Raw genomic sequence first — 20,177 nt, 5'->3', positions numbered from 1 at the left:
ACCCGTCAAGTGCCGCCTGGGGACACGCGTTGAGGCGAACGTGGAAACCATTCGTGGCCGCCCGGCATAAAAAAACCCGCCGCATGACGGCGGGTCAAACAGCCTGATCGAATCCTTTACGATCATCACAGGCACCCGCTCAGGGAGGAGAAGCGGGGAGCTCGGCGCCAAGCGCCTACCTCGATCGGTATGATATACCATTGTCTCGAAATGGTTCTGGAGGCGGTCCTGCCCCGTGTCTGCGGCGGGCGCGGCAGTCAAGCCAGCAACCGTTCCCCGGAATCGCGTTATCCATCATCCCTCAAGCCAAGTCATGAGCTTCTATCCGCATCATCGTCCGCGCCGCATGCGCCGTGACGACTTTTCGCGCCGCCTGATGCGCGAAAACCTGCTGACCACGAACGATCTGATCTATCCCGTTTTCATTGTCGAGGGATCGAACGTGCGACAGGCCGTTCCGTCGATGCCTGGCGTCGAGCGCACATCAGTCGATTTGCTGATGAAAGTGGCCGAGCAGTGCGTCGAGCTGGGCGTGCCGGTCATCTCACTGTTCCCGGCAATTGAACCCTCGCTGAAAACGCCAGATGGCCGCGAAGCAACAAACCCCGAAGGCCTGATTCCGCGTGCCGTTCGTGAGTTGAAGAAGCACTTTCCCGAACTGGGCGTACTCACCGATGTCGCGCTGGACCCGTACACCAGCCACGGACAGGACGGTGTCCTCGACGAACACGGCTACGTCATCAACGACGAAACCAGCGAAATTCTCGTCGAACAGGCGCGCGCGCAGGCCGAAGCGGGCGTGGATATCGTGGCGCCCTCGGACATGATGGACGGGCGGATTGGCGCAATTCGCGAAATGCTCGAGAGCGATGGACATATCCACACGCGGATCATGGCGTACGCCGCGAAGTACGCGTCGGCGTTCTACGGCCCGTTCCGCGATGCGGTCGGCTCCGCTGCGAACCTCGGCAAGAGCAACAAGATGACGTACCAGATGGATCCGTCGAATTCCGATGAAGCCCTGCGCGAAGTGCGGATGGATATCGAGGAAGGCGCGGACATGGTGATGGTCAAGCCGGGCATGCCGTATCTGGATATTGTGTATCGCGTGAAGGAGGAGTTTCGCTTTCCGACCTACGTGTACCAGGTCAGCGGCGAGTACGCGATGATCAAGGCCGCCACGCAGAACGGCTGGCTCGATCACGACAAGGCGGTGATGGAGTCACTGCTGGCGTTCAAGCGCGCAGGTGCGGACGGCGTGCTCACGTATTTTGCGCTTGATGCCGCGCGGCTTTTGCGGGCGGCTTCGAAGTAACGGCATCGGCGGGTTGTTCGGATTTGAGGTGTCGGTGCGGTTAGTTGATAGTCTCGCCGCCTGATCGCGGGGCGTCGGGGGCGTCGGGGCGTTTTTAGGGCTGCGGCTGGAGGATGGAAACTCCTTCGGATACCCTGCGACGGATGGTTGTACGGGCGCTTCTACGCCTCTGTATCCGACCTGCGCGGCCGGAAGTCCGGCCAGCTGGACGCAAAGATTCTCCCGCCAAGCGGTCGGACGCCCCTTACTCGTTTTAAGCCGAGCGGCTAGCGCCTCGAACGCTCACATCAGCGGCAGACAGATCTCCGTCAACAAGTCGGCAGGCGCCGTCTCCTTGGGATTGTTCAGATATTCCTCGAATACTGGAGCATCGGCGGCTTCGCGGCCCGACTGCACAAGCCACGTTCCATATAGCCACTCGTAAGCGGCGTGCATATCGCTGTAGGGTCCTTTATGGCGGAGTACCGCATACTGTCCGCCCCGCAACGGCACCACGCTGACCGGCGCGGCAACGCTGACATCCCCAGGCAACGCCACCCCGGCCTTCGATCTCAACTCCGCTTCAGCCACGATCCCCGGATCGTCATAGTAGATACCGATCGTCCGGAATTCGGCCGACAACAGATTCCGGCTGGCCAGCCAACCGAACAACGAGTCGAACGCCTTGCCAATCTGCATATACGAACCCAGGTGATCGACCGACACAACGTTCATCGCCGGTACGTCACGAATCACCACTTCACGCATCACCATTTCATCGTCTCCTGATAGCGCTGGTCGAAACCGGCTATGAGTGCCTTGCTTGCGGTACTGCGCCGGCGGCATGCCGAATGCCGCCCTGAACGTGCGCGAAAACGACGGCAAGCTGCTATACCCCGAACGCTCGGCAATCTCCGCGATCGGCATCGATCCATTAGCCAAATAGCCGCCCGCGCGATGCAGCCGCAACCTGCGTACGGTCGCGGCGATTGTCTCGCCGTACATCGCCTGATAGATCCGATGCCAGTGATACGGCGATAAACACGCGATCCCAGCCAATCTGTCGATATCCAGAGGCTCGTCGAGGTAATCGTAGATATGGTCGAGCACGCGGCTCAGTCGCGCTTCGTAACGGGCTTGATAGGTGAGATCGTTCATGAGCGTCTCGGTGAGAGCGAGCGTTGAGTGCAGACAAAAGTATCACGACGCGATTTACCAAATCCTGCGGACTTGATCGCGGGGCGATTGACACTTCAGTGGAGGTCGGCGGTGATGTCGGAGCGAAACGCCGCTCGGGTGTTGATGGGGCCCGGTTTATACAGCGACGGCCCGAGGGCCCGAATCACTGATCCCGGAGAAACGCGACGTGCGTCCGGGTTCCGAACGCACGTCAAATTCCTCACATCGAAATCACGTCGTGGGCGCGGAGAGTTTGTCCAGGCTCTTCAAGAACGTATCCGCCGACTCGTACCCGACGACCCGCACCACTTCGTTGCCTTGCGCGTCGAAGAAGATGATGCCCGGCGGCCCGAACAGTTTGAAGCGCTTGAGCAACGCCTGATCGTCGGGATTATTCGCGGTGACGTCAGCGCGCATCAGGTTAAGTTGCGCCAGGCGCGCACGTACCCGCGGATCGCTGAACGTGAGATGCTCCATCTCCTTGCACGACACGCACCAGTCAGCGTAGAAATCGAGCATGGCAGGACGGCCGGCAGCCTTGAGCGCCAGATCCAGTTCCGCAGACGATTTTACCGGGGCGAAGGTTTCCCCCGGCGCGGACTGCTGCTGCGCGCTGGCCTGCGTTCCAGGCCCCAATCGCGCAGCAAATACAGCGAGTGGTCGAAGTGGATCGGTGGAACCCGCAGCGAGTCCAACGAGCAACGCTGCGCCCCAGATAGCGAGCGCGGCGCCGAATCCCCGACCCAGCTTGCGCCATATCGACACTGCCGAAGCACCCGATGCAAAAAGCCCGAGCGCCGCAGCAGCGATAAGCAGCCACAGCGCTGCCAAGGCCATCTGCACGACCGGACTCAGCACCGGCCAGACGATCCACAAGGCAGCCGCGAGCAACACGACGCCGAAGAACACCTTCACGCCGTCCATCCAGTTCCCTGCGCGTGGCAGCAGCGTCCCTGCGCCGAGTCCGATGATAAGCAGCGGCACGCCGAGCCCGACACCCATGGAAAACAACGCAGCACCGCCAAGCCACGCGTTGCCCGTATGCGCGATGAATGCGAGCACGGCGAAGAGCGGTGCAGTCATGCACGCACCGACCACGAGCGCCGACAACGCACCCATCACGACAACCGCTACAACCTTCCCGCCCGATCGCTTCTGCGACGCCTGGTTGACGCTGTTTTGCCAGCGCGCGGGTAACGCAATATCGACGCCGGCAATCAGGGTGATCGCGAATATCGCCAGCAGCACGCCGAACGCGCCGAGCACCCAGGGATTCTGAAGCCACGCGCCAAGACTCTGCCCGATCATTGCGGCGAGCACGCCTAGCGCCGTGTAGACGAGCGCCATGCCAAGCACATACGCGGCCGATAACCCGAACCCGCGCGATCGCGTCACGCGCGCGCCTTCTCCAATGATGATCGCCGAAAGAATGGGAATCATCGGGTAAGAGCAAGGCAGCAAGCTCAACACGACGCCCGCGACGAAGTACAACCCGACGATCGCGAAAAAGCCCCCGCTTTCAAGCAAGGATTGCGCGTAATCGGCGTTGGTCGCGCGGTCGTACCAAGGCACATCACCGGTGCCGGCCGATGACGTTTGACCATTGGCACCGGCGGGTTGCAGCGCTGCGCCGCTGACGTGATAAACACGCTCCATGGGTGGATAGCAAATGCCCTGATCGGCACATCCCTGCGACGTAACGGCGATATCGAAGGGGTCGGAGGCCTGTTTCACCGGAATCCGGATCACGAGCTCGCCGCGATACGTTTCCACGTCCTTGTTAAACGTCTGATCGAAGTGAACCTTGCCTGCGGGCAACTGCGGTTCGCCAAGCGTCGCCGTGCCTTTCTTCACCGCAAACGCAAAACGCTCGCGGTACATGTAATAGCCGTCTGCGACCTTATACCGCACGTCGATCTCGCCCGGCTTTTCGGAGGCGCTGAATTTGAACGCGACCGCGGGGTCGAGAAAGTCGTCGGCGGCATGGCTTGGCGAGATCGAGCAGAGCAGCAGCACGATGCACGACACCAGCATGAGCACTGTGTCGAGCGGCCGGCGCGCGGAGAAAGTAAGGGGCTTAAACATTAAGAGGACGTTGAGTTTCCGCGGTAATCCATTGCCCATAAGCAGCCGACGCATCAGCCTGCCACGAGACAATTTCAGGTGTTTCATAAGGATGATTCGCTTCGATAAAACGCGTCAGTTCGTCGCTGCGTGCGAGGCTCGTCTTGAACAGGAGCTGAAGCTCCTCGGCAGCCTCTACCTTACCGTTCCACCGATACCGTGACTTGACCGTGCCCAACTCCGTCACACAGGCGGCAAGCCGTGCGTCTATGGCTTGCTGCGCGAGCGCTGACGCTGCCTCGCTGTCTGGCAACGTGGTCAGAACAAGGACAACGGGCGTGTTCACGGAAAGTTCCAATACAGTGGGTATGCACGCAATCCTAGCACTGCAAGCCGACAACCCGCATTCAGCCAATCGGCCTATGACCTGAAACGCAAGCCGTTGCAACGCGCCACACGAACCCCGCGCGCAATACAAAAAGGCCAAGCAAAAGCTTGGCCTTTTTCGATCAACAGCGTGCTAGCTTATTCAGCTTCTTGCACGTCGTCGCCTTCAGCGAGTTCCGGACGATCCATCAGCATGACCAGTGCCATCGGCGCATTGTCGCCTTGGCGGAAGCCGAACTTCAGGATGCTCAGATATCCACCCGGACGCTTTTCAAAACGCGGGCCGAGCACTTCAAACAGCTTCGAGACGGAGTCACGATCGCGCAGGCGGTTGAATGCCAGACGACGATTTGCCAGCGACGGCTTCTTGCCGAGCGTGATCAGAGGCTCAACGACTTTACGGAGTTCTTTAGCTTTCGGCAGCGTCGTCTTGATGACTTCGTGCGCGATCAGCGAGTTCGACATATTACGGAGCATAGCCAGACGGTGGCTGCTCGTGCGGTTTAGTTTCCGCAAACCATGTTTATGGCGCATTTTGAATTTCCTAATTTAATCAAGTTTAGATCCAGCTCTTCTATTGCGTCTCTTTTGAGCGCACGGGCCGGTCGTAGAAAAAGCAAGATGCGGATTTTAAAGGAAAATCCGCATCTTTGCCAGTCAGGCGTACCGCCTGAACCTTACTTGTCGAGACCAGCCGGCGGCCAGTTTTCGAGCTTCATACCCAACGTCAGACCACGCGAAGCCAGGACTTCCTTGATCTCGTTCAGCGACTTGCGACCGAGATTAGGCGTCTTGAGCAATTCGTTTTCCGTGCGCTGAATCAAATCGCCGATGTAATAGATGTTCTCGGCCTTCAGGCAGTTCGCGGAACGAACCGTCAGTTCGAGATCGTCCACCGGACGCAACAGGATCGGGTCGATCTGCGGCGCGCGCGACGGTGCTTCTGCCGCTGCTTCCGTGCCTTCCAGTGCGGCGAATACCGACAACTGGTCGACCAGGATACGAGCCGATTGACGAATTGCTTCCTCGGGCGAAATCACGCCGTTGGTTTCAATGTTCATCACGAGCTTGTCGAGGTCGGTACGCTGCTCAACGCGAGCGCTTTCAACGGCGTAGCTCACGCGGAGAACCGGCGAGAACGACGCGTCCAGCACGATACGGCCAATGATCTTCGCCGAATCTTCGCCATAACGGCGCACGTTGCCCGGCACATAACCGCGGCCCTTTTCAATCTTGATCTGAACGTCGAGCTTGCCGCCCTTCGACAGATGCGCAATCACGTGATCCGGATTGATGACTTCGCAATCATGAGCGAGTTCGATATCGCCGGCCGTGACAACGCCTTCGCCTTCCTTGCGCAGCGTAACCGTAACTTCGTCGCGGTTATGCAGCTTGAAAACCACGCCCTTCAAATTCAACAACAGGTTGACCACATCTTCTTGCACGCCGTCGAGCGTAGAGTATTCATGCACGACGCCAGCAATCGTCACTTCGGTCGGTGCATAACCAATCATCGATGACAACAGCACACGCCGAAGCGCGTTACCCAAGGTGTGACCATAACCGCGTTCGAACGGCTCCATGACCACTTTCGCGTGACTGTCGCCAAGCGATTCGACTGCAATAATCTTGGGCTTCAACAAACTGGTTTGCATAGGTTTTCCTTTTCAATACCCTCGGCTCGTTACGCCGATAAGGCTGACCGGTGACAACCCGAAAATAGACGGCCGAGGTAGCCCCTTGCCTTCGGCAATCAGGGCTCCCCGGCCGTTAATCCGATTTACCGCGAATACAATTCGACGATCAGGCTTTCGTTGATGTCGCCAGCGATATCGCTGCGTTCCGGCATCGACTTGAACGTGCCTTCGAACTTCTTGGCATCGACCGCAACCCAGCTCGGCATTCCGCCTTGCTCAGCCAGATTCAGCGCTTCCAGAATCCGCACTTGCTTCTTCGACTGTTCGCGAACAGCAACCACGTCACCTGCCTTAACTTGCATCGACGGGATGTTGTTCACAACGCCGTTCACCGTGATCGACTTGTGGCCGACCAGCTGACGTGCTTCTGCGCGCGTCGAGCCGAAGCCCATGCGATACACGACGTTATCAAGACGCGACTCAAGCAATTGCAGCAGGTTTTCACCCGTCGGGCCCTTGCGGCGATCGGCTTCAGCGAAGTAACGGCGGAACTGACGTTCAAGCACGCCGTAAATACGCTTCACTTTCTGCTTTTCACGCAATTGCGTACCGTAGTCGGACGTACGGGCGCCAGACGTGCGGCCATGCTGACCCGGCTTGCTATCGAGTTTGCACTTGTCGGCGAGCGAGCGACGTGCGCTCTTCAGGAAAAGATCAGTACCTTCACGGCGGGACAGCTTTGCTTTAGGACCGGTATAACGTGCCACTTTGCATCCTTAATAATTGATCACGCGAAAGTCGTTCGCGCTAGTTCGAACTCGATGGATCGAACGGTGGGCTTAGTCAGTATTCTTAACGCTGATTCCATAACGCAAGCAACCTGTCGACGCGCGAGCGTCAACAGGTCAAGGCGCTACGCGACGTCTTAGATACGACGACGCTTCGGCGGACGGCAACCGTTGTGCGGAACCGGTGTCACGTCGGAGATTGCCGTGATCTTGATGCCAAGACCATGCAGCGCACGCACCGCCGATTCACGGCCAGGACCGGGGCCCTTGATCCGCACTTCGAGGTTCTTCACGCCGTATTCCATCGCCACGCGACCAGCCGATTCGGCTGCAACCTGAGCAGCAAAGGGAGTCGATTTACGCGAACCCTTGAAGCCCTGGCCACCCGACGTTGCCCAGGCGAGTGCATTGCCTTGGCGATCGGTGATCGTGATGATGGTGTTGTTGAACGACGCGTGAACGTGAACTACGCCCTCGGCGACGTTCTTCTTTACCTTCTTGCGAACGCGTTGCGCCGCGGAGTTGTTCGAAGCCTTAGCCATTACGTTTTCCTGTAACTATCAATTCCGCTTACTTCTTCAGCGATTGCGCTGCACGACGCGGACCCTTCCGGGTACGGGCATTCGTACGTGTGCGTTGACCACGCATGGGCAAGCCCTTGCGATGGCGTACGCCACGGTAGCAGCCCAAGTCCATCAGGCGCTTGATATTCATCGTCACTTCACGACGCAGGTCGCCTTCGACGATGAACTTACCCACTTCTTCTCGCAGCTTTTCGAGGTCTGCGTCAGTGAGGTCTTTGACCTTCTTCGAAAACTCCACACCAGACGAGACGCAAATGTTGCGTGCGCGCGTGCGGCCTACACCGAAAATAGCCGTGAGGCCGATTTCAGTATGCTGGTGATTCGGGATGTTAACCCCTGCGATACGAGCCATTGTTTTTCCTCAAACAAAAAGCGCAAGCAAAAAGCGCGGCGTTCAGCCTTGACGCTGTTTGTGGCGCGGATCAGAGCTGCAAATCACGCGCACAACGCCCTTGCGCTTGATGATCTTGCAATTGCGGCAAATGCGCTTAACCGATGCCATCACTTTCATGATATTACCCTTTTTTCAAATCACTTCGCCCGGAACACGATCCGTGCACGAGACAGATCGTAAGGCGTCAACTCAACCGTTACCTTGTCGCCAGGATTGGTGTCCAGCGGCGGCAGAGCCATCCTTCAACACATGCCACCACTGATCACTGTCCTTATCAGCGCATCGGGACGTTGCTGCCCTTGAAGTTCGCCTTCTTGAGCAGCGATTCATACTGTTGCGACATAACGTAGGACTGAACCTGCGCCATGAAATCCATCGTGACCACGACAATGATCAGCAGCGACGTTCCACCGAAATAAAACGGTACGTTCCAACGCAGCACCAGAAATTCCGGCAGCAAGCAAACGAACACGATGTAGATCGCACCGGCCAGCGTCAAACGCGTGAGGATCCGATCAATATACCGAGCCGTCTGGTCACCTGGACGAATCCCGGGGACAAAGGCGCCACTTTTCTTCAGGTTGTCGGCCGTTTCTCTGCTGTTGAACACCAAGGCGGTGTAGAAGAAGCAGAAGAAAACGATCGCCATTGCATACAGCAACACATACACCGGTTGACCAGGCTTCAAAGCCTCAGCAACGCTGTGCAGCGTGTTCGCAAACCAGCCGGTCCGCGTACCCGAACTAAACCAGTTCAGGATAGTTGCCGGGAACAGGATGATCGACGACGCAAAGATCGGCGGAATCACACCCGACATATTCAACTTCAGCGGCAAATGCGACGACTGACCGCCATAAATCTTGTTTCCGACCTGACGCTTGGCGTAATTCACGAGGATCTTGCGCTGACCGCGTTCGATGAACACCACCACGAACGTGACCGCCGCAATCAGCAGGACGACAATAATTGCCGAGATGATGCTCATGGAGCCGGTGCGAACCAGTTCGAAGAGACCACCGATCGCGTTCGGGAAGCCCGCCGCGATACCGCCGAAAATGATGATCGAGATACCGTTACCCAGTCCGCGCTCCGTGATCTGCTCACCCAGCCACATCAGGAACATCGTGCCGGTCACCAGCGTCACGACTGTCGTCAACCGGAACACCATGCCTGGATCAATAACGAGTCCAGCCTGATTTTCCAGCGCCACCGCAATACCGAATGCTTGAAACGTAGCCAGAACAACCGTGAAGTAACGCGTGTACTGCGTAATCTTCCGCTGCCCCGCCTGCCCTTCTTTCTTCAACGCTTCCATTTGCGGCGAAACGATCGACAGCAGCTGCATGATGATCGACGCCGAGATGTACGGCATGATCCCAAGCGCGAAGATCGTGAACCTGGACAGTGCGCCACCCGAGAACATGTTGAACATGCCAAGAATGCCGCCTGACTGGCTCTGGAAAAGCTTCGCCAGCTGATCCGGGTCGATACCCGGCACCGGAATATGCGCACCGATACGGTAGACGATCAGCGCCAGCAGCAAGAACATTGCACGCCGACGCAGATCGCCGAACTTCGCAGCGCTTCGACCGGATTTTGCGAGACTCGGGCTATTAGCCAAGAACCTTCTCCGATGCTTTCGCTAACAACGACAACACGCGCTCGTTACTCAGCGAACGAGCCGCCGACGGCTTCAATCGCGGCACGGGCACCCTTCGTAGCGACGAGACCCTTGATCGTGACCTTGCGCGTCAGTTCGCCCGTCTTGATGATCCGTGCGCTCGTAATGAGCACGCCGACCAGACCCGCTTGCTTCAAAGCCAACAAATCGATTTCGTCGACCGGCAGCTTTTCGAGATCCGACAAACGCACTTCACCAACGAACTCATGCGTCAGCGAGCTAAAGCCACGCTTCGGCAAACGACGTTGCAAAGGCATCTGACCGCCTTCAAAGCCGACTTTATGAAAGCCGCCCGAACGCGATTTTTGACCCTTGTGACCGCGACCAGCAGTCTTGCCGAGGCCGGAACCGATACCGCGGCCAACGCGACGCTTTGCGTGCTTCGCGCCTTCTGCCGGCTTGAGGTTATTCAAATCCATATTCAACTCCTTGATCCCTGGTCAGCCGCTTAGCTGAGGACTTTGACAAGGTACGAAACCTTGTTGATCATCCCGCGCACTGCCGGCGTGTCCTGCAGTTCGCTAACCGAGTTGAGTCGGCGCAGGCCCAGACCACGCACCGTTGCACGATGCGTTTCACGGGTCCCAATCAGGCTCTTCACGAGCTGAACCTTGACAGTTTTATCAGACATGGTGACCACCTGGCTTAGCCCAAAATATCTTCGACGGACTTGCCGCGCTTCGCCGCGATGTCACCCGGCGTGGACTGCTTGCGCAGACCGTCGAGCGTTGCACGAACGAGGTTGTACGGATTCGTCGAACCGTGGCTCTTCGCCACAACGTTTTGAACGCCCATCACGTCGAACACTGCGCGCATCGGGCCGCCGGCAATAACACCCGTACCGTCCTTGGCCGGAGCCAGCAGAACTGCGGATGCGCCATGCTTACCATGCACTTCGTGTTGCAGCGTACCGTTCTTCAACGGTACCTTGAACATGTTGCGGCGTGCTTGTTCCATTGCCTTTTGAACAGCAACCGGAACTTCCTTCGCTTTACCCTTGCCCATGCCGATGCGGCCGTCGCCATCGCCAACCACGGTCAGTGCGGCAAAACCGAGAATCCGGCCGCCCTTCACTACCTTGGTTACGCGATTGACCGCGATCATCTTTTCACGGAGGCCGTCGTCGCGTTCTTCAGCCTTCACATTCGCTTGCATCTTTGCCATGACGAATTCTTCCCTTAGAACTTGAGTCCGGCTTCGCGTGCCGCATCAGCCAGCGCTTTCACGCGGCCGTGGTAACGGAAACCTGAACGGTCGAAGGCGACGGATTCGACGCCGGCAGCCTTGGCTTTTTCAGCAATACGCTTACCGACAGCGATCGCAGCATTGACGTTGCCGCCCTTACCGCTCTTGTCGGCCAGTTCGGCGCGCACTTCAGCTTCGAGCGTCGACGCGCTTGCCAGCACCTTGGTGCCGCATGGCGAGAACACTTGCGCATAGATATGCGTGTTCGTGCGATGCACAGCCAGACGTGCGACCTGCAGCTCAGCGATCTTGACGCGCGTCTGTTTAGCGCGGCGCAGGCGAGATTGAGTCTTATCCATGATTGCGCACCCTTACTTCTTCTTCGTTTCTTTGAGGATGACGACTTCGCCGAAGTAGCGCACGCCCTTGCCCTTGTAGGGCTCCGGCGGACGGTAACCGCGAACTTCCGCAGCGACCTGGCCAACTTTCTGCTTGTCGATCCCCTTGATCACGATTTCGGTTTGCGTCGGGGTTTCAACTTTGACGCCTTCCGGCATCGCATGCACCACGGGGTGCGAGAAACCCAGCGACAGATTCAGCTTGTCGCCCTGCGCCTGCGCGCGATAACCAACGCCAACCAGCGTCAGCTTGCGCTCGAAACCCTTCGTAACGCCATTCACCATGTTCGCCACAAGAGCGCGCATCGTGCCCGACATCGCATTCGCTTCACGGCTTTCATCAGCCGGGGCGAAGTTGAGCGTGCCGTTGTCGTTTGCTACCGTAACAAGCGGATTAGCCGCTTGCGTAACCGTACCCAGCGGACCCTTGACGGTGATTACTTCGCCGCTAAAGGCCACTTCCGCGCCTTGCGGCAGCGTAATCGGGCTTTTACCTACTCGAGACATGTTTCTTCTCCTTTTCGGCTTAAGCGACGTAGCAGAGGACTTCGCCGCCGACGCCGGTCTGGCGCGCCTTGCGGTCGGTCATCACACCCTGGGGCGTCGACACGATTGCAACGCCAAGACCGTTCATGACAACCGGAATGTCGTTACGACCGCGATACACACGCAGACCAGGCTTCGAAACGCGTTCAATGCGCTCGATAACCGGACGGCCAGCGTAGTACTTCAACGCGATATTCAATTCCGACTTCGCACCTTCAGACTTCACTGCGAAATCGTCGATATAACCTTCGTCCTTCAAAACCTGCGCAATCGCAACCTTGACTTTCGACGAGGGCATTGTCACCGATACTTTCTCAACCATCTGCGCATTGCGGATGCGAGTCAGCATATCGGCGATAGGATCACTCATACTCATTTAGATATCTCCTATTACCAGCTCGCCTTGGTCAGGCCAGGGATTTCGCCGCGGAAAGCGATTTCGCGAATCTTGCTGCGTGCCAATCCGAATTTGCGGAACGTGCCACGCGGACGACCCGTGATCGCGCAGCGGTTACGCTTGCGAGTGGGGTTCGAGTTACGGGGCAGTTGTTGCAGTTCGAGACGAGCGGCATAACGCTCTTCGTCCGACTTGCTCGCGTCATCAATGACCGCCTTCAGCGCCGTACGCTTGGGAGCGTACTTTGCAGCCAGGCGAGCACGCTTCTTTTCACGTTCGATCAGTGCCAGTTTAGCCACGGTAACCTCAGTTTCTGAACGGGAACTTGAAGCTGGCGAGCAGTGCCTTTGCTTCATCGTCAGTCTTCGCGGTCGTCGTGATGCTGATGTTCAGCCCACGAAGCGCGTCGATCTTGTCGTAATCGATCTCGGGGAAAATGATCTGCTCTTTCACACCGATGTTGTAGTTTCCGCGACCGTCGAACGCACGACCCGATACACCGCGGAAGTCACGAACCCGGGGGAGCGCAACCGTCACGAAACGATCGAGAAATTCGTACATGGCCTGGCCGCGCAGCGTAACCATCGCGCCGATCGGGTAGCCCTGACGAATCTTGAAGCCAGCGATAGCCTTGCGTGCCTTCGTGATAACCGGCTTTTGGCCAGCAATCTTCGTCAGGTCGCCAACGGCGTTTTCGATGATCTTCTTGTCGGCGACGGCTTCACCAAGACCCATGTTCAGGGTAATTTTGGTGATGCGCGGCACTTCCATTACGGACTTGTAGCCGAACTTCTCAACGAGGCCGGGTACAACTTTTTCTTTATAAAACTCATGCAGACGTGCCATTTTTTACTCCGCGTCAGACGCTAAGCGTGGCACCGGTCGACTTCAAGAAGCGTACCTTCTTGTCGTTCTCGACCTTGATGCCCACACGCGACGCCTTGCCATTCGCGTCGACCAATGCGACGTTCGAAATATGCAAGGGCATCGTCTTGGCTTCTACGCCGCCCGTCGTACCCTTCATCGGGTTAGGCTTCACGTGCTTCTTGACGAGGTTGATACCCTCAACCGTCACACGCTCTTCCCCAACGGACAGCACGATACCGCGCTTGCCTTTGTCTTTGCCAGTGATGACGAGAACCTCGTCACCTTTGCGAATCTTGTTCATCGCGACTCCTTACAGCACTTCCGGCGCGAGCGAAACGATCTTCATAAATCGTTCACTACGCAATTCACGCGTAACCGGTCCGAAAATACGCGTACCGATAGGCTCGAGCTTGGCATTCAAAAGTACGGCGGCATTACCGTCGAACTTGATCAGCGAGCCGTCCTGGCGGCGCACGCCCTTGGCCGTACGAACGACCACAGCGTTGTAGATTTCGCCCTTCTTCACGCGTCCGCGCGGCGTTGCTTCCTTGACGGTCACCTTGATGATGTCGCCAATGCTAGCGTAACGACGCTTCGAGCCGCCGAGCACCTTGATGCACATCACTTCACGTGCACCCGTGTTGTCGGCAACTTCAAGCCGAGTTTCGGTCTGAATCATGGTTTATCTTTCCCAACTTAATCCAGTTACGCCACCATGGCTTAACCGGTCAGTCTTGGTCCCGTCAGCCTGGTGGCTGCTTGGGTTAGAACAGGCAGCGAGGGCAGACGAAACCCGCCATCGCAATCCGGTGAATCTGTCAGCACAAGCTTGGCGCCTGCGCTGGCTTCCCCCACCAACTTCGCCCGCGATGGGGCTCCCACAAAGAGGGAAGACCGAAATTATAACGCATAATTTCGGTCTGGCAAGCGAAAGTTACTGCGATACTTCTTTTACCGCTTTTTGACGCTTAGATGACGCGCGCCGACTCAAGCAACTTCGACACAACCCAGGCTTTCGTCTTGGAAATCGGACGGGTTTCCTGGATCTCGACGAGATCGCCTTCGTTGTACGTGTTCGCGTCGTCGTGAGCGTGGTACTTCTTCGACCGCACGACGTACTTGCCGTAGATCGGGTGCTTTACGCGATGCTCAACCAGCACGGTGACCGTCTTTTCCATCTTGTTGCTGACGACCTTGCCGACCAGCGTCCGCTTGAGCGAGGTTTTTACGCTATCGTTCATTTCTGGTTCGCCTTCTCAGTCAGGACGGTCCGCACACGAGCGATGTCGCGACGAACCTTCTTCAATTGACTGTTGTTGGTCAATTGCTGGGTCGCGAGTTGCATGCGCAGGCCGAATTGCGCCTTCAGCAGGTCCGTCAGCTCTTGATTGAGCCCAGCCTGGTCTTTCTGGTGAAGTTCGGAAGCCTTCATCATTGCTCCTTAGGCGCCGAGCTGGCGTGAAACGAAGTACGTCTTCAGCGGCAGCTTAGCTGCAGCCAGACGGAACGCTTCACGTGCCAACTCTTCAGTAACACCGTCCATTTCATACAACATCTTGCCCGGTTGAATCTCTGCGACGTAGTACTCAGGGTTACCTTTACCGTTACCCATCCGTACTTCAGCCGGCTTTTGCGAGATTGGCTTGTCCGGGAAAATGCGGATCCAGATACGGCCGCCACGTTTAATGTGACGCGTCATTGCACGACGCGCCGCTTCGATTTGGCGCGCGGTCAAACGGCCGCGACCGATAGCCTTCAGACCATATTCACCGAACGACACTGCGTTGCCGCGCGTCGCCTTGCCGGTGTTACGACCCTTCTGCTCTTTGCGATACTTTCTGCGTTTCGGTTGCAGCATCGTTATTCTCCAGTCTTCCCGTCGCCGCCGGCACCGCCAGCACGACGGGGAGCGCCTGCGCCACGGCGCGCACCTGCGTTTGCCGGACCACCACCTTCACCGTCACGACGCGGACGGCGATCGCCACCCGGACGTGCGTTGCGGCGCGGACGCTTGTCTTCGGCTACTTCTTCGACCACCGGTGCATCGTTGCGGCCCAGCGTGTCGCCCTTGTAGACCCACACTTTGACGCCGATGATGCCGTAGGTCGTCTTCGCTTCCGAGGTTGCGTAGTCGATATCAGCACGCAGCGTGTGAAGCGGAACGCGACCTTCGCGATACCACTCCGTACGAGCGATTTCAATACCGTTCAACCGGCCGGCGCTCATGATCTTGATGCCTTGGGCACCCAGACGCATGGCGTTTTGCATCGCACGCTTCATCGCGCGGCGGAACATGATCCGGCGCTCGAGTTGTTGCGTGATCGAGTCGGCGATCAGTTGCGCATCGGTTTCCGGCTTACGGATTTCTTCGATGTTGACGTGGACCGGAACGCCCATGCGGCGTTGCAGTTCCGTCTTCAACAGTTCGATATCCTCACCCTTCTTGCCGATCACTACACCCGGACGCGAGCTGTAAATCGTGATGCGTGCATTCTTTGCCGGACGCTCAATGACAACCCGACCAACCGAAGCGTTTTTCAGCTTCTTCTTCAGGTATTCACGAACGCCGATGTCTTCCTGCAGCATCGATGCGAAATTGGTGTTGTTCGCGTACCAACGCGACGCCCAATTTCGGCTGACAGCCAGACGGAAGCCTGTCGGATGAATTTTCTGTCCCATCGTATGGCTCCTTAATTCCCGACTGTCACAGTGATGTGACAGGATTGCTTCTCAATGCGGTTACCACGGCCTTTTGCGCGCGCGGTGAATCGCTTCAGGGAAGCTGCCTTGTCGACCATGATGCTCGTTACTTTGAGCTCGTCGATGTCGGCGCCTTCGTTGTGTTCCGCATTCGCGATCGCGGACAGCACGACCTTCTTGACAATACCCGCCGCCTTCTTCGGCGAGAACGTAAGAACGTTCAACGCCTTGTCGACCGGCAAACCACGGATCTGGTCAGCCACAAGGCGCGTTTTCTGCGCCGAGATGCGGGCACCGCGATGAATAGCTTTTACTTCCATCTTGATAGCCCCTTATTTCTTGGCCTTCTTGTCGGCTGCATGACCCTTGAACGTACGGGTCAATGCGAACTCGCCAAGTTTGTGGCCGACCATGTTTTCCGAAACATAAACCGGGACGTGTTGACGGCCGTTATGTACGGCGATCGTCAGACCGATGAAGTCCGGCAGGATCGTCGAACGACGCGACCAGGTCTTGATCGGCTTCTTGTCACGCGCAGCTGCGGCAGCCTCAACCTTCTTCAGCAAATGAGCGTCGCAGAACGGACCTTTTTTAACAGAACGTGCCATTGCTTACTCCTTAGCGCTTGTGACGGCGCTGAACGATCATCGTCGTCGTGCGCTTGTTGCTGCGTGTACGATAACCCTTAGCCGGGGTTCCCCACGGGCTGACCGGATCGCGACCTGCTGCCGTCTTACCTTCACCACCACCGTGCGGGTGATCAACCGGGTTCATTGCAACGCCACGCACCGTCGGGCGGATACCGCGCCAGCGGTTAGCACCAGCCTTACCGATTTGACGGAGGCTATGCTCTTCGTTGCCAACTTCACCAATCGTCGCGCGGCACTCGACGTGCACACGGCGAATTTCACCCGAACGCAGGCGAACCTGAGCGTACGTGCCTTCACGAGCCAGCAGCATCGCGGACGTACCAGCCGAACGCGCCATTTGCGCACCCTTGCCCGGCAACATCTCGACGCAGTGAATCGTCGTACCGACCGGAATGTTGCGGATCGGCAAGGTGTTACCCGAGCGAATCGGCGCTTCCGAACCCGACATCAACGACTGACCCACCGTCGCGCCCTTCGGAGCGATGATGTACTTGCGCTCGCCGTCTGCGTACAGAACCAGCGCGATGTTCGCGCTACGGTTCGGGTCGTACTCAAGACGTTCGATCTTTGCCGGAATGCCGTCCTTGTTGCGACGGAAATCGACCATACGGTAGTGCTGCTTGTGACCGCCACCTTTGTGACGCGTCGTGATGCGACCGGAGTTGTTCCGGCCGGCGGTCACGGACTGTGCGTCGAGCAGCGCCGCGTGCGGCTTGCCCTTGTACAGATCCTTGTTGACCACCTTGACCATCGCGCGGCGACCCGGCGAAGTCGGCTTAACTTTTACGATTGCCATGATTACTTGGCCTCCGCTTCAAAGTTGATTTCCTGGCCGGGCTTCAGGCAGACATACGCCTTCTTCACGTCCTTGCGCTTGCCCATGAAGCGGCCAAAGCGCTTGGCTTTACCCTTCGTGACCAGCACGTTGACGGAATTGACTTCTACCTTGAACAGCAGCTCGACAGCAGCCTTGACTTCCTGCTTCGTGGCATCGGGCGCGACTTCGAACACAACTTGCTCGTTCTTGTCGGCCACCAGCGTCGCCTTTTCGGAGATCACCGGCGCGAGCAGGACCTGCATCAAACGATGATCGTTCTTGCGAATCTCGCTCATGACAGCAACTCCTCGATCTGGGCGACCGCAGCCTTCGTAATCACGATCTTCTTGAAGTAGATCAACGAGAGCGGGTCGGCGTAACGCGGCTCGACAACGGCCACGTGGGCCAGATTGCGCGACGCGAGGTACAGGTTTTCGTCGACCGTGTCAGTAATGACCAGGACGGACTCAAGACCCATTGCCTTGAATTTTTCGGCCAGCAGCTTCGTCTTCGGCGCTTCGAGGGTCATCTCGTCGACGACCACGATGCGACCTTCACGGGCCAGCTGCGAATAGATCGAGCAGAGACCTGCGCGATGCATCTTCTTGTTGACCTTGTGCGAAAAGTTTTCTTCCGGCGAATTCGGGAAGATACGGCCACCGCCGCGCCACAACGGGCTCGACGACATACCGGCACGAGCTCGGCCCGTACCCTTTTGACGCCACGGCTTCTTGGTCGTGTGCTTGACTTGCTCACGATCCTTCTGCGCGCGATTACCGCTACGTGCGTTGGCTTGATAGGCCGTGACGACCTGATGGATCAGGGCTTCGTTGTAATCGCGACCGAACACGACGTCCGATGCGTTCACACCCGTGCCTTCCTGACCATTGGCGCTCAGGAGCTTAAGTTCCATTATTTCGCTCCTTTCACAGCGCGAGCCTTGACAGCCGGCGTCACGAAGACCTTACCGCCCTTAGCGCCAGGAACAGCGCCACGGACCAGCAACAGATGACGGTCAGTGTCGATACGAGCGATCACGAGGTTTTGCACCGTAACCGTTTCGTCGCCCATGTGACCCGTCATGCGCTTACCCGGGAAAACACGACCCGGATCCTGCGCCATACCGATCGAACCAGGGACGTTGTGCGAACGCGAGTTACCGTGCGATGCGCGACCCGAAGCGAAGTTGTGACGCTTGATGGTACCGGCGTAGCCCTTACCGATCGACACGCCTTGCACGTCGACTTTCTGGCCTACTTCGAAGATGTCCGTACCGATCACGGTACCGTTCGACAACTCGGCAGCCTTAGCGGAATCGATCTGGAATTCTTTGAGAACTTCACCAGCTTGTACGCCGGCTTTGGCAAGGTGACCTGCCAGCGGCTTCGTCACGCGCGATGCGCGGCGAGTGCCGAATGCAACTTGAACGGCGATGTAACCATCCGTTTCTACAGACTTGATCTGCGTCACTCGGTTGTCCGACACGTCCAATACGGTGACGGGAATCGAATCCCCTTCAGGCGTAAAGATACGGGTCATGCCAACCTTGCGACCTACGAGTCCAAGGCTCATCGTTTTCTCCATTCCCAACTGCGATTGGTCGGGGCTGATTTACAAAATGCCGGTCGCTCAGATGAGTAGCTCACGAGAATCAACCGACTTTTTTGCGCAAATGCGCGAAAAGCCTTGGAGTATAACAAGGCTTTTCGTTTTCCGCAAGCAATCAAAGACTTAGCGCCACTCCTCGCGAGAGCGGCGCCGGGTGAAACTTATTGCAACTTGATTTCCACGTCGACGCCAGCCGGCAGGTCGAGCTTCATCAACGCGTCAACGGTCTTGTCCGTCGGATCGACGATGTCCATCAGGCGTTGGTGGGTGCGGATTTCGAGCTGATCGCGCGACGTCTTGTTGACGTGCGGCGAACGCAGAATGTCAAAACGTTGGATACGGGTCGGCAGCGGCACCGGACCGCGTACGATTGCGCCAGTCCGCTTGGCCGTATCGACGATTTCAGCTGCCGATTGATCGATCAGACGATAGTCGAAAGCCTTCAGGCGAATGCGGATTTTCTGGTTTGCCATGACAATTCCTTGAAAGAACGAGACGGTGTTGCACCGTCGATTTGGTAAAAGAGCATGGAGCCGAGCACACGTAAGGCACGGGTGCCCGGCTCCGGGCACGACTACAAACTACAGCTTTTGAAGCAAGCTCAGGATCTTACGCGAGAACCTTGGCCACGACACCAGCGCCGACGGTACGACCGCCTTCACGGATAGCGAAGCGCAGACCTTCTTCCATCGCGATCGGAGCGATCAACTTCACCGTGATCGACACGTTGTCGCCCGGCATGACCATTTCCTTGTCCTTCGGCAACTCGATCGAACCCGTCACGTCCGTGGTACGGAAGTAGAACTGCGGGCGATAGTTGTTGAAGAACGGCGTGTGACGGCCGCCTTCGTCCTTGCTCAACACATACACTTCAGCCGTGAAGTGCGTGTGCGGCGTGATCGAACCCGGCTTGGCCAACACTTGGCCACGTTCCACGTCTTCACGCTTCGTGCCGCGCAACAGAATACCCACGTTGTCGCCCGCTTGACCTTGGTCCAGCA

At 57.6% G+C, this 20,177-nt stretch carries 32 protein-coding genes and 2 pseudogenes; 1 reads left to right on the top strand and 33 read right to left on the bottom strand.

Going from position 1 to position 20,177, the window contains the following annotated elements; translation table 11 throughout:
• The first annotated feature begins 313 nt into the window (after window positions 1-313).
• The gene (hemB, locus tag BSU04_RS22405) at window positions 314-1,315 is read left to right on the top strand and encodes a porphobilinogen synthase (protein ID WP_179258397.1); all 1,002 of its coding nucleotides are present in this window, start codon (window positions 314-316) and stop codon (window positions 1,313-1,315) included.
• Between the two features lie 282 nt (window positions 1,316-1,597).
• Here the strand turns inward: hemB and BSU04_RS22400 are convergent, their stop codons facing one another.
• From BSU04_RS22400 to tuf, 33 genes and pseudogenes are all read right to left on the bottom strand, one after another.
• A complete protein-coding gene (locus BSU04_RS22400) occupies window positions 1,598-2,452 on the bottom strand; it encodes an AraC family transcriptional regulator (RefSeq protein ID WP_089162640.1) in 855 nt (284 codons plus the stop codon).
• Window positions 2,453-2,704: 252 nt separating this feature from the next.
• Window positions 2,705-4,558, bottom strand: a complete 1,854-nt coding sequence (gene dsbD / locus BSU04_RS22395; RefSeq protein ID WP_089162639.1) for a protein-disulfide reductase DsbD — start codon at window positions 4,556-4,558, stop codon at window positions 2,705-2,707.
• Window positions 4,551-4,883, bottom strand: coding sequence for a divalent-cation tolerance protein CutA (gene cutA / locus BSU04_RS22390; protein ID WP_089162638.1), 333 nt, complete (start codon window positions 4,881-4,883; stop codon window positions 4,551-4,553). The genes dsbD and cutA overlap by 8 nt, the downstream gene beginning before the upstream one ends.
• A gap of 179 nt (window positions 4,884-5,062) precedes the next feature.
• A complete protein-coding gene (rplQ, locus tag BSU04_RS22385; protein WP_089162637.1) occupies window positions 5,063-5,458 on the bottom strand; it encodes a 50S ribosomal protein L17 in 396 nt (131 codons plus the stop codon).
• Window positions 5,459-5,601: 143 nt separating this feature from the next.
• Window positions 5,602-6,579 carry a DNA-directed RNA polymerase subunit alpha gene (locus tag BSU04_RS22380; RefSeq protein WP_031361560.1) on the bottom strand — a complete coding sequence of 326 codons (978 nt, stop codon included), beginning with the start codon at window positions 6,577-6,579 and terminating at the stop codon, window positions 5,602-5,604.
• Window positions 6,580-6,704: 125 nt separating this feature from the next.
• Window positions 6,705-7,328 (bottom strand): 30S ribosomal protein S4, encoded by a 624-nt coding sequence (gene rpsD, locus BSU04_RS22375; RefSeq protein ID WP_031361561.1) that lies wholly within the window; start codon window positions 7,326-7,328, stop codon window positions 6,705-6,707.
• A gap of 158 nt (window positions 7,329-7,486) precedes the next feature.
• Complete coding sequence (gene rpsK, locus BSU04_RS22370; protein WP_006052224.1) at window positions 7,487-7,891, bottom strand: 30S ribosomal protein S11; 405 nt, start codon at window positions 7,889-7,891, stop codon at window positions 7,487-7,489.
• Window positions 7,892-7,919: 28 nt separating this feature from the next.
• Window positions 7,920-8,285, bottom strand: a complete 366-nt coding sequence (gene rpsM, locus BSU04_RS22365; RefSeq protein WP_062000484.1) for a 30S ribosomal protein S13 — start codon at window positions 8,283-8,285, stop codon at window positions 7,920-7,922.
• Window positions 8,286-8,327: 42 nt separating this feature from the next.
• Complete coding sequence (rpmJ, locus tag BSU04_RS22360) at window positions 8,328-8,444, bottom strand: 50S ribosomal protein L36 (protein ID WP_004199844.1); 117 nt, start codon at window positions 8,442-8,444, stop codon at window positions 8,328-8,330.
• A 20-nt stretch (window positions 8,445-8,464) separates the two neighbouring features.
• Window positions 8,465-8,539: pseudogene (infA, locus tag BSU04_RS22355) on the bottom strand (translation initiation factor IF-1); the annotation flags it as partial.
• A gap of 62 nt (window positions 8,540-8,601) precedes the next feature.
• A complete protein-coding gene (secY, locus tag BSU04_RS22350; protein ID WP_089162636.1) occupies window positions 8,602-9,948 on the bottom strand; it encodes a preprotein translocase subunit SecY in 1,347 nt (448 codons plus the stop codon).
• Between the two features lie 44 nt (window positions 9,949-9,992).
• Window positions 9,993-10,427 carry a 50S ribosomal protein L15 gene (rplO, locus tag BSU04_RS22345; RefSeq protein ID WP_089162635.1) on the bottom strand — a complete coding sequence of 145 codons (435 nt, stop codon included), beginning with the start codon at window positions 10,425-10,427 and terminating at the stop codon, window positions 9,993-9,995.
• A 29-nt stretch (window positions 10,428-10,456) separates the two neighbouring features.
• Window positions 10,457-10,639 (bottom strand): 50S ribosomal protein L30, encoded by a 183-nt coding sequence (rpmD, locus tag BSU04_RS22340; protein WP_047845343.1) that lies wholly within the window; start codon window positions 10,637-10,639, stop codon window positions 10,457-10,459.
• Window positions 10,640-10,653: 14 nt separating this feature from the next.
• Window positions 10,654-11,172 (bottom strand): 30S ribosomal protein S5, encoded by a 519-nt coding sequence (gene rpsE / locus BSU04_RS22335; protein WP_031361566.1) that lies wholly within the window; start codon window positions 11,170-11,172, stop codon window positions 10,654-10,656.
• Between the two features lie 14 nt (window positions 11,173-11,186).
• On the bottom strand, window positions 11,187-11,552 hold the full coding sequence (gene rplR, locus BSU04_RS22330; RefSeq protein ID WP_089162634.1) for a 50S ribosomal protein L18: 366 nt from the start codon (window positions 11,550-11,552) through the stop codon (window positions 11,187-11,189).
• A gap of 12 nt (window positions 11,553-11,564) precedes the next feature.
• On the bottom strand, window positions 11,565-12,098 hold the full coding sequence (gene rplF, locus BSU04_RS22325) for a 50S ribosomal protein L6 (protein ID WP_031361568.1): 534 nt from the start codon (window positions 12,096-12,098) through the stop codon (window positions 11,565-11,567).
• A gap of 19 nt (window positions 12,099-12,117) precedes the next feature.
• On the bottom strand, window positions 12,118-12,513 hold the full coding sequence (gene rpsH / locus BSU04_RS22320; RefSeq protein WP_031361569.1) for a 30S ribosomal protein S8: 396 nt from the start codon (window positions 12,511-12,513) through the stop codon (window positions 12,118-12,120).
• Window positions 12,514-12,527: 14 nt separating this feature from the next.
• Entirely contained in the window at window positions 12,528-12,833 is a 306-nt protein-coding gene (gene rpsN / locus BSU04_RS22315; RefSeq protein WP_031361570.1) for a 30S ribosomal protein S14, read from the bottom strand.
• A 7-nt stretch (window positions 12,834-12,840) separates the two neighbouring features.
• Window positions 12,841-13,380, bottom strand: coding sequence for a 50S ribosomal protein L5 (rplE, locus tag BSU04_RS22310; protein ID WP_031361571.1), 540 nt, complete (start codon window positions 13,378-13,380; stop codon window positions 12,841-12,843).
• A gap of 13 nt (window positions 13,381-13,393) precedes the next feature.
• Window positions 13,394-13,702: a 50S ribosomal protein L24 gene (rplX, locus tag BSU04_RS22305; RefSeq protein WP_089162633.1), complete on the bottom strand. Its 309-nt coding sequence runs from the start codon at window positions 13,700-13,702 to the stop codon at window positions 13,394-13,396.
• Between the two features lie 9 nt (window positions 13,703-13,711).
• Window positions 13,712-14,080, bottom strand: a complete 369-nt coding sequence (rplN, locus tag BSU04_RS22300) for a 50S ribosomal protein L14 (protein WP_006052212.1) — start codon at window positions 14,078-14,080, stop codon at window positions 13,712-13,714.
• Window positions 14,081-14,369: 289 nt separating this feature from the next.
• Window positions 14,370-14,642: a 30S ribosomal protein S17 gene (rpsQ, locus tag BSU04_RS22295; RefSeq protein ID WP_031361574.1), complete on the bottom strand. Its 273-nt coding sequence runs from the start codon at window positions 14,640-14,642 to the stop codon at window positions 14,370-14,372.
• Complete coding sequence (gene rpmC, locus BSU04_RS22290) at window positions 14,639-14,833, bottom strand: 50S ribosomal protein L29 (protein ID WP_031361575.1); 195 nt, start codon at window positions 14,831-14,833, stop codon at window positions 14,639-14,641. The genes rpsQ and rpmC overlap by 4 nt, the downstream gene beginning before the upstream one ends.
• A gap of 9 nt (window positions 14,834-14,842) precedes the next feature.
• Window positions 14,843-15,259, bottom strand: a complete 417-nt coding sequence (rplP, locus tag BSU04_RS22285; RefSeq protein ID WP_031361576.1) for a 50S ribosomal protein L16 — start codon at window positions 15,257-15,259, stop codon at window positions 14,843-14,845.
• A gap of 2 nt (window positions 15,260-15,261) precedes the next feature.
• A complete protein-coding gene (gene rpsC / locus BSU04_RS22280; RefSeq protein WP_031361577.1) occupies window positions 15,262-16,080 on the bottom strand; it encodes a 30S ribosomal protein S3 in 819 nt (272 codons plus the stop codon).
• Window positions 16,081-16,091: 11 nt separating this feature from the next.
• Window positions 16,092-16,421: a 50S ribosomal protein L22 gene (gene rplV, locus BSU04_RS22275; protein ID WP_031361578.1), complete on the bottom strand. Its 330-nt coding sequence runs from the start codon at window positions 16,419-16,421 to the stop codon at window positions 16,092-16,094.
• 12 nt (window positions 16,422-16,433) lie between these two features.
• Window positions 16,434-16,709, bottom strand: coding sequence for a 30S ribosomal protein S19 (gene rpsS, locus BSU04_RS22270; RefSeq protein ID WP_031361579.1), 276 nt, complete (start codon window positions 16,707-16,709; stop codon window positions 16,434-16,436).
• Window positions 16,710-16,719: 10 nt separating this feature from the next.
• Window positions 16,720-17,547: a 50S ribosomal protein L2 gene (gene rplB, locus BSU04_RS22265; protein WP_089162632.1), complete on the bottom strand. Its 828-nt coding sequence runs from the start codon at window positions 17,545-17,547 to the stop codon at window positions 16,720-16,722.
• 2 nt (window positions 17,548-17,549) lie between these two features.
• Window positions 17,550-17,864 (bottom strand): 50S ribosomal protein L23, encoded by a 315-nt coding sequence (gene rplW / locus BSU04_RS22260; protein ID WP_031361581.1) that lies wholly within the window; start codon window positions 17,862-17,864, stop codon window positions 17,550-17,552.
• Entirely contained in the window at window positions 17,861-18,481 is a 621-nt protein-coding gene (rplD, locus tag BSU04_RS22255; protein WP_031361582.1) for a 50S ribosomal protein L4, read from the bottom strand. The genes rplW and rplD overlap by 4 nt, the downstream gene beginning before the upstream one ends.
• A complete protein-coding gene (gene rplC / locus BSU04_RS22250) occupies window positions 18,481-19,140 on the bottom strand; it encodes a 50S ribosomal protein L3 (RefSeq protein ID WP_062091252.1) in 660 nt (219 codons plus the stop codon). The genes rplD and rplC overlap by 1 nt, the downstream gene beginning before the upstream one ends.
• A 197-nt stretch (window positions 19,141-19,337) precedes the next feature.
• Window positions 19,338-19,649 carry a 30S ribosomal protein S10 gene (gene rpsJ, locus BSU04_RS22245; protein WP_031361584.1) on the bottom strand — a complete coding sequence of 104 codons (312 nt, stop codon included), beginning with the start codon at window positions 19,647-19,649 and terminating at the stop codon, window positions 19,338-19,340.
• A gap of 136 nt (window positions 19,650-19,785) precedes the next feature.
• Window positions 19,786-20,177 (bottom strand): annotated as a pseudogene (gene tuf, locus BSU04_RS22240) (elongation factor Tu); the annotation flags it as partial.

This window comes from Caballeronia sordidicola (assembly GCF_002220365.1).
Lineage (GTDB): Bacteria > Pseudomonadota > Gammaproteobacteria > Burkholderiales > Burkholderiaceae > Caballeronia > Caballeronia sordidicola_C.
Note: the sequence above shows the minus strand (reverse complement) of the source record. Positions and strands in the feature narration are given on the sequence as shown.